Origin of the sequence: Rhodococcus sp. 05-2254-6, from assembly GCF_002258565.1 — a bacterium.
Taxonomy (GTDB): Bacteria; Actinomycetota; Actinomycetes; order Mycobacteriales; family Mycobacteriaceae; genus Rhodococcoides.
Genome location: NZ_NOZF01000013.1, coordinates 1 through 9,366, shown reverse-complemented (window position 1 = coordinate 9,366; position 9,366 = coordinate 1). Strand labels below are relative to the sequence as shown.

Sequence of the window (9,366 nt, the reverse complement as noted above, 5' to 3'; positions counted from 1 at the left end):
GCGGCCGGGTGTTCCATCGTGCTCAAGCCCAGTGAACTCACGCCGCTGACCACCCTGCGGCTGGCGCGCTTGGCCACCGAGGCAGGCGTGCCCGACGGGGTGTTCAACGTCGTCACCGGAACCGGAGTGGACGCCGGAGTCGCTCTTTCCTCCCATGCCGGACTGGACCTGATGACGTTCACCGGTTCCACTCCCGTCGGCAGGCGCGTCATGGCGCAGGCCGCCGCGCACGGCACGCGGGTGCAGCTCGAGCTCGGTGGCAAGGCGCCGCTGGTGGTGTTCGGCGACGCCGACCTCGACGCAGCCATTCACGGTGCCGTCGCGGGATCGTTGATCAACGGCGGCCAGGACTGCACGGCGGCCACCCGCGCCATCGTCGCCGAATCCCTGTACGAGGACTTCGTCGCCGGAGTCGCCGAGTTGATGGGTCGCGTCGTCGTGGGAGACCCGAGGGATCCGGCAACCGACATGGGATCGTTGATCTCCGTCGCGCACCGAGATCGGGTGGCTGCGATGGTGGATCGGGCCCGCGACGCGGGTGCCAGGGTGGTGACCGGAGGCCGTGTCCCCGAGGGGCGAGGCGCTTTCTACCCGCCCACCCTGATCGCCGATGTCGGTGAGCAGGACGAGATCTATCGCGACGAGGTGTTCGGTCCGGTGCTCACCGTGTCCAAGCATCACGGGGACGACGACGCGATCCGACGTGCCAACGACACCGAGTTCGGACTCGCTGCCTCGGCGTGGACCCGCGACCTGTACCGCGCGGGCCGAGCGACGCGGGAGATCGCCGCCGGCTGTGTATGGATCAACGACCACATCCCGATCATCAGCGAGATGCCACACGGCGGATTCGGGGCCTCGGGTTTCGGCAAGGACATGTCCAGCTACTCGCTCGACGAGTACCTCACCGTCAAGCACGTCATGACCGACATCACCGGTGTGGCCCGAAAGCCCTGGCACCGAACGGTCTTCGCGTCCGTCGACGCTGCAACGCAGGGAGATGCCCGATGAACGCACCGTGGGCAACCACACCCACCGACCGCGGCGTGACCATGGTGGCCGGCGCGGCACCGGAGTCCTACTGGCTCGATCGTCCCGAACGCCCGGCACCACGCACTCGGCACACCGGTTCGACTGCAGCGGATCTGGTGATCGTCGGCGGCGGATTCACCGGACTGTGGGCGGCTCTGCAGGCGGCAGAGGAGAACCCGAACCGATCGATCGTGCTGCTCGAAGGCGACCGCATCGCCGAGGGCGCAACCGGACGCAACGGCGGCTTCTGTGCGGCCAGCCTGACGCACGGACTGGGCAACGGACTCGACCGCTACGCCGACGAACTACCGGAACTGCTGCGGATGGGCACCGAGACGCTCGACGCGATCTGCGCGACTGCGATGAAGTACGGCATCGACGCCGACATCGAACGCACCGGCGAGCTCGACATCGCCAATTTCGACTGGCAGGTGGACGACCTACGGGAGCTCGGCGACGAGGGGAGGCGACTGGCGCAGCCGATGGAATACCTCGACGCCGCTGCAGTGCAGTCCAGGATCACCTCACCGATGGCGCGCGGTGCACTGTTCGACCCCGATGTCGCGATGATCGACCCCGCCAAACTCGCCTGGGGCCTGGCCGACGCGGCCGAGTCGCTCGGCGTTCGCATTCACGAGAACACTCGGGCGATGTCGATCGGCAAGTCTGGCACAGGTATTCGAGTGAAGACGGGTTACGGCACCATCGAGGCCGGCAAGGTGCTGCTGGCCACTTCGGCATCGAAATCGTTGCGCCGCAAACTCCGTCACTGGATCGTCCCGGTGTGGGACTACGTGATCATGACCGAACCACTGACGTCGGCGCAGCTCGCCGACATCGGCTGGTCCGGCCGAGAAGGATTGGCCGACTCCGGCAACAGATTCCACTACTTCCGGTTGACGGCCGACAACCGCATCCTGTTCGGCGGGTGGGATGCGCACTACTTCTACGGTGGCGACACCGACCCACGCCGAACCCAACATCCCGAAGAGTTCGCTTTGCTCGCCGAACACCTGCTGCAGATGTTCCCGAGCCTCGAGGGAATCCGCGCCACCCACGCCTGGGGCGGATCGATCGACACGTGCTCGCGGTTCAGCGCCTTCTGGGATCTCGGTATGAACGGACGGGTGGCCTCGGTTGCCGGGTTCACCGGCCTCGGCGTCGGCGCGTCGCACTTCGGTGCCCGCACCGCCCTCGACCTACTCGACGGCAAGGACACCGAACGAACACGCCTGAAGATGGTGCGCAGCATGCCGTTGCCGTTCCCGCCCGAGCCCCTCAAGTCGATCGGGATCAACATCACCCGCGCGGCATTCGCCCGAGCCGACCGCAACGGCGGAAAACGCGGCCTGTGGCTCAAGGGCATGGACGCGCTCGGTCTGGGCTTCGACAGTTAGAGCGGCTGCGCCGCACGTGCACGGAAACTCGACCTCTGCTACGAGCTTCTGCTCACGTGCGGCGAAGCCGCTCTAATCGTGCGGAACGACGATCACCGGCACCGGGGCGGCACGCAGAATCTTCGCCGCACTGGAACCGAGAAACACCCGCTTGGGAGTGGCCAATCGACTCGAGCCGAGGAACAGCACATCGCCCGGCTTCCAATCGAGGTTGCCCATGGCCTCGTCCAGCGACGATCCATCGGCGACGATCGATTCCAGACCGTCGATATCGGGGAGAGTGCGTACGGCGAGCTCGAGATTGTCCTGCGCCGCAGCGACCTGTCGGCGACGCGTGTCCAGTGAGGTCTCGTCGCTCGGGGCCCCGGTCGGCTCGAGCGAGACCAGCGACACCAACCGAAGAGGCACGTGCGCGGCGCTGGCGAGAGTGATCGCGAACGGCAACGGATTCGGGGCAGAGGCCCGGGTGGGGACGGCGACGGTGAGGTCGGTGATCGGTGCGTTCGAGAGCCGGTAGCCCCGAGGTGCGAGTGCCAGCGGCACCTCCGACGCATGCAGGAGCTGGCCGGCAACCGAACCGACGGAATGCCGATTCAGCAAGCCGTCGCCGGCTCCGCCCACGACGATCATGTCCGCATCGGTCTGCACCGCGAAGTCGATCAGGGCACGGGCGAAGGACTCGTGCGAGAGCACGTGCGTGGTCACCTCGATGCCCGACGGCACCTGGGCGGCCGCGTCGGCCACCCAGCCCTCGGCCTTGGCCGCGAGAACTTTTCGATACGGTCCACTGCCTTCCATGACCGGTTCGTCCACGGCCATGACCAGCACGATGTCGATGGACGCGTCGAGGGCGCGGGCGAGGGCGGTGGCCAGGGCTACGCCGTCGTCGCCGCTGGGAGTGGCGAGATAGCCGACGGTGATCTTCATGAATGGGGTGTCCTTCTCTACTGGTAAGTGTCCGGAACCTTGACTTCGGTGGACGCGGTGAGTGTCTTGCCCTGGAAGAAGTCCTTGTTGCCCACGAAGCACAGCAGCATGAGCGGAATTCCGAGTACCAGCATGCCGACGCCGAGGACGAACACACCGCCGATCGGACCGTAGACGGTGTAACCGTAGTCGGGCTTGATCATGTCGACCGCGCTCTGCACGAACGCCCACGTCATCGACAGCCCGCCGAGGAGCGGAAAGATCCCGCGCATGAACAGGTTTCGGACGGACGAGAACAGTGTGCGACGGAAGTACCAGGCGCACGCGTACGCGGTGATGCCGTAGTAGAACGCGACCGCGAGCCCGAGTGATGCCACCGAATCCTGCAGCGCGTTGGCGCTGACGAAAGTGAGCACCAGATAGAACATCAGCGCCGCGGCACCCATCACGAGCGTGCCGAAGCCGGGCGTCATGTACTTGGGGTGCACGCTGGCGAACCGCTTGGGGATCGCTTCGTACACGGCCATCGACAATGTTCCGCGGGCCGTGGGCAGAATGGTCGTCTGCGTGGAGGACAGTGCCGAGATGGAGACGGTCAGCAGTAGCAGCGACGCGACGATCGAACCCGCGACCGGATCGCCGAGAATGGTGAGCACATCGTCGACGTTGTCCGGGTTGTTCAGGCCGATGCCGGTGTCGCCGAACCCGGCGAACGACTGCACGGCGTAGCCGACGAGCACGTAGGTGGCCACGAGAATGAGCGTGGTGATCACCGCGGCGCGTCCCGGAGTCTTCTCCGAATCCTTCGTTTCCTCGCCGACGGCAAGGCAGGCGTCCCATCCCCAATAGATGAAGATGCACAGGATGATGGCCTGGGCCGCGTCGGACATCGTCACTCCGGTGGGAACCAACCAGCTCCACTGGGGCGTGATGGCTTGCGGTCCCGCGGTCCCGGTACCCACCTTGACCAGAGCAGTCACCGACACTCCGATGAGCACCCCGAACTGCACGACCAGCAACACGTTCTGCATGCGTTCGCTGATGAGGATGCCGCGAAAGCTGACATAGGTCATCGAGACGATGAAGAACGAACCGAGGGCGACCTTGGCCGCGGTCGACTCCGCCAACCCGGACAGTCCCAGGAACTCGAACAGATAGATGGCAGCGATCTCGGCGACGTTGGCCAGCACGATGATCGCCGAGACGGCCAGCCCCCACCCGGCCATCCAACCGACCCAGGGCCCGAATGCCTTGGTACCCCAGGTGAACGACGTGCCGCAGTCCGGTGTGTCACGCCCGAGTTCGCGGTAGGCGAAGGCGGTGAGCAGCATCGGAACGAAGGCGATGAGGAACATCGAGGGCGCTTTGTCGCCGACGGCCAGAACCACGTAACCGAGGGTCGCGGCGAGGCTGTAGGCCGGGGCCACCGCCGACAAGCCGATGACGATGTTGCCGACCAGCCCGAGAGCGCCGGTGTTGAGTCCTTTACCCGGAAGGGTGTTCGGCGGTTCCACAGTGGACATAGATCTCTCCGAGGTTCGAGACGACCGAGGACGTCGGAGGGGACCCGACAGAATCGGCCGCGCGTGTGTGCTGAACACTACGATTTCCGTCGCAGATCCGCTGTGTATCGACGGAATTGTTTTCATTGGAGTAACAATGCAACGAAATAGGTCGCAGAAGCGGCGAAGTTCGGGGGAATCCGCGGACTCGCCGAGTGGTGATGACAGACGCGCGTGCGTGCGAGCCGCACGCTACCGTCGTCACATGAGCACCGCGGAGAACACTCAGTCCTCGATCGGTGGCAGTGCGCCACTCGATCTCGCGTCGATCAGTACGGCTCCCAAGGCGTTGCTGCACGATCACCTCGACGGCGGACTCCGCCCGCAGACCGTGTTGGAACTGGCCGACGAATGCGGGTACGACGATCTTCCCGCCACCGACGGCGAAGCGTTGGGCGAGTGGTTCCGCGACGCGGCGGACAGCGGCTCGCTCGTGCGGTACCTCGAGACGTTCGCGCACACCGTTGCCGTGATGCAGACTCCCGAAGGACTGTTCCGGGTGGCGCGCGAATGCGCCGAGGATCTGGCCGACGACGGCGTCGTGTACGCCGAGGTGCGCTTCGCGCCGGAACAGCACCTCGAGCGCGGACTGACTCTCGACGAGGTCGTCACCCACACGCTCGCCGGCTTCGAGGCAGGGATCTCCGCGGCCAAGGTGCGCGGCAAGAACATCACGATCGGCACCTTGCTCACCGCGATGCGGCACGCGGCGCGTTCGCGGGAAATCGCCGAACTGACGGTCCGGTTCCGTGACCGCGGCGTCGTGGGCTTCGACATCGCCGGTGCCGAAGCGGGCTTCCCTCCCAGTCGCCACCTCGACGCCTTCGAATACATGCGAGCGAGCAACGCGCACTTCACCATTCACGCGGGAGAAGCGTTCGGTCTGCCGTCGATCCAGGAAGCAGTGGCGTTCTGCGGCACCGACAGGCTCGGTCACGGGGTTCGGATCACCGACGACATCACCACCGACGCCGACGGCACACCCGAGCTCGGCCTGCTCGCCGCCTACGTCCGCGACACACGGATGCCCCTGGAACTGTGCCCGAGCTCGAACGTCCAAACCGGTGCCGTCGAGTCGTTGGCGACCCACCCGTTCGATCTGCTTGCCCGATTGCGATTCCGGGTCACCGTCAACACCGACAACCGCTTGATGAGCGATACGTCGATGAGTCGAGAGATGGTCAAGCTCGTCGAGACCTTCGGCTACGGCTGGAGCGATCTCGAGCGATTCACCATCAACGCGATGAAGTCGGCGTTCCTGCCGTTCGACGAGCGGCTGGCGCTGATCGACGACGTCATCAAGCCGGGTTACGCGGTGCTGATCGGCTGATCGACCAGACCCGGGGGCCGGCTACTTCTTGCGCAGTCGGCTCTCGAACTCGCGCTCGAGGGCGCGCCACGCTTCGGCCTCGACGTCGAACGGTGCGCTCGGCGCGAGCCGGTCGGGACTGGGCTCGAGGGCGTACGAGACGTACCAACCCAGTGGCGTGGACGTGGCGAGTGCTTCGTCGACGGAAGCGTCTCCGGCGAAATCTGCGGCGTCGGTGAACAATTCGACGGCCAGATCCAACTGGTCGACGTCCACCGCGGTGGGCCCTTCGGCGAGATCGTCGGCCAGGCCGGGCAGGACGTACACGTTGTCGTCGGTGATCTCGATGTCGAGGGAGCCGTCGATGGCGGCGGTCTGAACATCGGAGTAGGTGCTGACCTGTGCCAGATCGTGATCGTGATCGTCGGCCAGGTAGCGGGCCAACGAACGCTCGGAACCGAAGACGCTGATGGCACCGCCGCGACCGAGGAACACCGGCTTGTCGCCGAGGTAGCACCGCAGGGTGTAGAGCGTGTCGTCCGAGGTGATGATGCGAATCGGGTCGATGCCGACGGTGGTCCAGAAGGTATCTTCGGCCGCGGCTGCGGCGATCGGATCGCGATCCACCTCGGCGGAGTCGTCGTCTTCGTCGTCGTCGTCCGAATCGGAGTCGATGTCGTCCGTGACGTCATCGGCGTCGACGGCGTTCTCGGCGGCTGCGGTGATCTCGGCTTCGGCGACGGCAACGGCAGCGGAGTCGACATCGGGGGAGGTGACGATGGAGTCGACCGCGTCGAGCACGTCGTCCCAGTGCTTGGCGACCGCTGCACCGATGCGGTCCCACAGTTCACTGCCCTCACGACCGAGGAAGTTCTCGACGCCTCCGCCGACTGCCCCGACGAAAGGGTTGGATCCGAAAAAGCTTGTGACAGCTCGCAGTTCGCAGACATCGCCGATGGAGGAGACGATGTCGAAGGTGGCCTGCAGTTCGGCGAGAACGTCGGCGTCGGGATCGGAGGCCACCAACTCCGGCACGGCGACCAGATCGAAGCGGTGCAGATCGTCGGGCTCGAGTTCGTGTGCGGCGAGTGCGGAGACCACCTTCCACGACGGATGGTCGACGAGGTCGTTGTCGTCGTCGGATCTGACGAATGCCGCGAGCTCTGCGACGGTCGAGAATCCGTACAGGTCTTCCTCGTGTCCGAGGAATGCCTCCCACTCGTCGTCGCCTTCTCGCCACTCCGGTGCCCACAGTGTCGAGAAGTCACCGGCGGTGAGACCGAGTTCGATCGGGATGATGTCTCCAGCCATGGCGCGAAGCCTATCTCAGGAGTCTGTGAACGAACCCTGCAGACTTTGCAGGATCGCCTCGCGCTGGTCGAGCGCCGCACGTGCAGCGTCGGCAGCGACGACGGTGATCGTCGACGCGAGTGCATGAGCGGCAACCGATCCGAGGTTCTCGGCGAGTTCGAGCTCGACCAGGGCGCCGGACCCATCGACGACGACGGTCACCAGATCGTCCGGCGAGGTGAGTCGAATTCTGATGCGGTCCAGTCGCTCGTGCGTTTCGCGAAGTGCGTCCAGCCGGTGCTGGGCGCTGCCGACCAGAGCGTCGAGTTCGGTGGTGTGGGCGTGGGTCATACCTGCTTCAACCAACTCGTGGGTGCGGAGTCCTCTGCGAGATGCTCGTTCGCTTCGGCGGCGACTCGGGCACGGGTGGGCAGACCGAGACGATTCAGAACCTCGGTGGGAACGCCGTCCTCGGCGAGGAGGGTGCGTCGCTGAGCTCGTGCGGCCGCACTCGCCCGTACACAGTGCTCGAGAATCGTCGACGCCAAAGCGCCTCCGCCGTAGCGCAGTTCGCGTTCGTCGATCGCGATCCCGATCGGCAGTCCGTGTTCGGTGGCGCGGACCGTCACCGATCCCGATCGTGTTCCCGATACGGCGCTGACGACGGTGATGTCCGAGTCCGTCACTGGCCGGCCCTTCATTCGGTCGGACGGTAGAAGCCCTTGAAGCCCATACCGCTGTTGGTCGTTCTGATCGGCCCCACCTGCACCGGGTCGCCTGCCTCGACGAGCTGACCGTTGCCGATCACCATGGCCACGTGTCCGTCCCAGACGGCGAGGTCACCGGGCATCACCTCACCCGGTGCCACGGCGGAGCCGATGTCCTGTTCCTGTGCCAGACGCGGAATCTCGACGCCCTGCTGTGCGTACGCCCACTGGGTCAATCCGCTGCAGTCGAGTCCGCTGCCCGGCGTGGTGCCGCCCCACGCGTAGGGCACGCCCTGTTGGGTCAGTGCGCTACGGACGGCACCTGCGGCTTCGGCGTTGGGTGCGGTGACGGTACTGCCGTCCGGTAGCCGGATCTCGACTCCCCGGCCGGTGCTGTCTGGGGTTCGGTAGGGATCGGTGCCCGGATTGCCCAGGTAGTTATGGGCACCGCCGCCACCGACACCGCTGCTCGGTGACTCGGCTCCGGCGGCGGGGGAGGAGACGGACTGCGCGAACGTCTTCGCCAGCTTCTCGCCTGCTTCGATCACCTGTGATGTCGCGGGCGAGGTCATGAGATTCGAGGGTGAGCCGGGGGACGATGTCGGTCCGCCGCCGACGGGGCCGGGAACTGTCGGGGGAGCGGCCAGTTCGCCGACTTTCGCGGTGTGGACGGCCAACTCGCCCCGCACGCGCGCCACGACCACGAGCGCTCGTTCGAGGTGTTCGATGGCCGCCGTGATCAGCATGGTCTGCCCCGGCGGGGTGGCGATGATCGGTCCGGCCGACAGTGCGATTCCCACGAACGAGTGCACGATCGACTGCAGTTCGAGAAAGCCTCGATTGGTGTCGCGGCAGGCCTGGTCGACCACGGCAGCGATGTCGTCGGCGTGGTCGGCGAGGGCAAGTGCGCTCGTATGAGCGTTCTCGGCGTACCGAATGGCCGCGTCGGCGGCGTCACCGTTCCAGTTCGCCGCGAGCTCGGTGATCGCGACCCTGCCGATTCCCTGGGCCGCCTCGATCGCTGCCGAGGACACGCGCAGTACGTCGGCCGGACCGCCGGTGGGGAGCGCCCCGTTGCCGAAGGCTCCGAGCAGATCGACGATGGGACGGGCCAGCAGATCGATCATCGGCGCTTACCGCTC

Annotated in this window: 9 protein-coding genes; 3 read left to right on the top strand and 6 right to left on the bottom strand. The window is 66.0% G+C overall.

All coding sequences use genetic code 11. The annotated features are described in order from the left end of the window. Together CH256_RS01485 and CH256_RS01480 are read left to right on the top strand one after the other, a co-directional pair. A partial coding sequence (locus tag CH256_RS01485) for an aldehyde dehydrogenase family protein (RefSeq protein ID WP_094668688.1) occupies window positions 1–1,011 on the top strand: 1,011 nt, incomplete at its 5' end. Further along, window positions 1,008–2,429, top strand: a complete 1,422-nt coding sequence (locus CH256_RS01480; protein WP_094668687.1) for an NAD(P)/FAD-dependent oxidoreductase — start codon at window positions 1,008–1,010, stop codon at window positions 2,427–2,429. The genes CH256_RS01485 and CH256_RS01480, both read left to right, overlap by 4 nt. Before the next feature lie 72 nt (window positions 2,430–2,501). Here CH256_RS01480 and CH256_RS01475 read toward each other — a convergent pair whose 3' ends face one another. Together CH256_RS01475 and CH256_RS01470 are read right to left on the bottom strand one after the other, a co-directional pair. Beyond that, on the bottom strand, window positions 2,502–3,356 hold the full coding sequence (locus CH256_RS01475) for a universal stress protein (protein WP_094668686.1): 855 nt from the start codon (window positions 3,354–3,356) through the stop codon (window positions 2,502–2,504). 17 nt (window positions 3,357–3,373) lie between these two features. Continuing rightward, window positions 3,374–4,879, bottom strand: coding sequence for an APC family permease (locus CH256_RS01470; RefSeq protein WP_068051657.1), 1,506 nt, complete (start codon window positions 4,877–4,879; stop codon window positions 3,374–3,376). 244 nt (window positions 4,880–5,123) lie between these two features. Here CH256_RS01470 and CH256_RS01465 point away from each other — a divergent pair, with 244 nt between their 5' ends. Further along, the gene (locus CH256_RS01465; protein ID WP_094668685.1) at window positions 5,124–6,248 is read left to right on the top strand and encodes an adenosine deaminase; all 1,125 of its coding nucleotides are present in this window, start codon (window positions 5,124–5,126) and stop codon (window positions 6,246–6,248) included. 21 nt (window positions 6,249–6,269) lie between these two features. On the opposite strand, the gene CH256_RS01460 is transcribed toward CH256_RS01465, so the two are convergent. From CH256_RS01460 to CH256_RS01445, 4 genes are read right to left on the bottom strand one after another with little or no spacing between them, the layout of a single operon-like run. Beyond that, a complete protein-coding gene (locus CH256_RS01460; RefSeq protein ID WP_094639012.1) occupies window positions 6,270–7,538 on the bottom strand; it encodes a primosomal protein in 1,269 nt (422 codons plus the stop codon). A gap of 15 nt (window positions 7,539–7,553) precedes the next feature. Beyond that, window positions 7,554–7,868: a YbaB/EbfC family nucleoid-associated protein gene (locus CH256_RS01455; protein WP_094639011.1), complete on the bottom strand. Its 315-nt coding sequence runs from the start codon at window positions 7,866–7,868 to the stop codon at window positions 7,554–7,556. After that, complete coding sequence (locus CH256_RS01450; protein WP_094668684.1) at window positions 7,865–8,218, bottom strand: hypothetical protein; 354 nt, start codon at window positions 8,216–8,218, stop codon at window positions 7,865–7,867. The genes CH256_RS01455 and CH256_RS01450 overlap by 4 nt, the downstream gene beginning before the upstream one ends. After that, window positions 8,215–9,351 carry a C40 family peptidase gene (locus tag CH256_RS01445; protein ID WP_094639009.1) on the bottom strand — a complete coding sequence of 379 codons (1,137 nt, stop codon included), beginning with the start codon at window positions 9,349–9,351 and terminating at the stop codon, window positions 8,215–8,217. The genes CH256_RS01450 and CH256_RS01445 overlap by 4 nt, the downstream gene beginning before the upstream one ends. Window positions 9,352–9,366 lie beyond the last annotated feature (15 nt).

Coding starts and splice junctions, on each gene's coding strand:
- CH256_RS01480 (WP_094668687.1), top strand. CDS start 1,008: ATGAACGCACCGTGGGCAACCACACCCACCGACCGCGGCGTGACCATG.
- CH256_RS01475 (WP_094668686.1), bottom strand. CDS start 3,356: ATGAAGATCACCGTCGGCTATCTCGCCACTCCCAGCGGCGACGACGGC.
- CH256_RS01470 (WP_068051657.1), bottom strand. CDS start 4,879: ATGTCCACTGTGGAACCGCCGAACACCCTTCCGGGTAAAGGACTCAAC.
- CH256_RS01465 (WP_094668685.1), top strand. CDS start 5,124: ATGAGCACCGCGGAGAACACTCAGTCCTCGATCGGTGGCAGTGCGCCA.
- CH256_RS01460 (WP_094639012.1), bottom strand. CDS start 7,538: ATGGCTGGAGACATCATCCCGATCGAACTCGGTCTCACCGCCGGTGAC.
- CH256_RS01455 (WP_094639011.1), bottom strand. CDS start 7,868: ATGACCCACGCCCACACCACCGAACTCGACGCTCTGGTCGGCAGCGCC.
- CH256_RS01450 (WP_094668684.1), bottom strand. CDS start 8,218: ATGAAGGGCCGGCCAGTGACGGACTCGGACATCACCGTCGTCAGCGCC.
- CH256_RS01445 (WP_094639009.1), bottom strand. CDS start 9,351: ATGATCGATCTGCTGGCCCGTCCCATCGTCGATCTGCTCGGAGCCTTC.